The organism is Vibrio owensii CAIM 1854 = LMG 25443 (genome assembly GCF_000817815.1).
GTDB lineage: Bacteria > Pseudomonadota > Gammaproteobacteria > Enterobacterales > Vibrionaceae > Vibrio > Vibrio owensii.
On record NZ_JPRD01000045.1, the window covers coordinates 1 to 1,234 of the forward strand.

Here is a 1,234-nt window from a genome sequence, read left to right on the forward strand (position 1 = left end):
GGGCGTTTTGTATTTTAGAGCTGTATGTGGCCTCTGTTCATTATAGAGTTTCACCGATTCAGCAACCATTTTCTTAGCTTCATTCAAGTCATTCGGCTTAGTCAGCAAGTACTCCATCTTTAAGATACCATTTACTCTTTCCGCTAGAGCGTTTTGATAACAGTCGTATCCATCTGTCATAGAGCATGTCACATGATATTTTCTGTGCAATGACTGATATTCCTCAGAGCAGTATTGAATACCTCGGTCAGAGTGATGAATAAGCTCGCTCTCATATCGCCGCTTTTTCAAAGCCTTCAGGAACGCACTCTTAACGGCTTGCGTCTTCATATTATCATCGAGATGATATCCAACTATCTTCCTCGAGTAGGCGTCAGTGATTAAGCTGAGATAAGTATTTCCCGCTCGCGTTGCCAAGTAAGTAATATCAGCGACCCACAACTGCTCCGGTTTATTTGGAACCATGCCCTCTTTGATTCGGTTTGGATGGCAGTGGAACCGGTGATGGCTGTTTGTTGTTCGATGATAAGCCCTACGGTTTAAGACCAATAGGCGATGCTGTTTTAGCAATAAAAACAGACGGTCTCGCCCTATATAAATGTTATTCAGACTGAGTAAGTACTTGAGCTTTCGAGTTCCTAATCGAGGATGCAGAATCCTTTGCTCTTTGACGAACCGAATGACAGACTGCTCTGTCCGAGTTCGCTGAAGCTCTAGCGCACAACGTTTGTAAAACGCCTGTCGAGTAATACCAATGAAGTGACAAGCTTTAGTTACTGTGAGCCTTTTGACCGTTTTTTCCTTAATAACTCGGCTTTGCGCTTCTTTGAGATTCGAACTCCAAAATCTCTATCCATTACTTTTACGACAGCTTCAAAGAAGTCCGCTTTCAGTTGAGTTTCCTCAAGTTGTTGCTCGAGTTCTTTTATCCGTTGTTCTGGAGTTTGGATAGAAGGAGAATCAGGCATACCATTACCTACTATGTTTGGTTTCTCTATTCCTTTAGACCAATTTAGCTGACCGTGCTTACGAAGCCAAACTAAGACAGTAGATCGACCTTGTATCCCATATCGCTCTTGAGCTTGTTTATAGGTCATTTCACCTTTTTCTACTTGGTCAACAACCGTCAATTTAAAGGCAAGAGAATAATCTCGTTGGGTTCGTTTACTCGTTGATTTCATGACACTCTCCAATTTCATGTTGGAAATGTGTCAACCTTATTTAGGACGGTACA

Annotated in this window: 1 protein-coding gene; it reads right to left on the reverse strand. The window is 42.1% G+C overall.

The window, feature by feature from the left end:
* Positions 1-1,181 (reverse strand): IS3 family transposase gene (locus H735_RS21680; protein ID WP_373364754.1). Its coding sequence is split into 2 segments (ribosomal slippage), with 1,182 coding nucleotides annotated over them: positions 1-830 and positions 830-1,181; the frame shifts between segments, so codons are not numbered across the junction. This gene is flagged as partial in the annotation.
* Between the last annotated feature and the right edge of the window lie 53 nt (positions 1,182-1,234).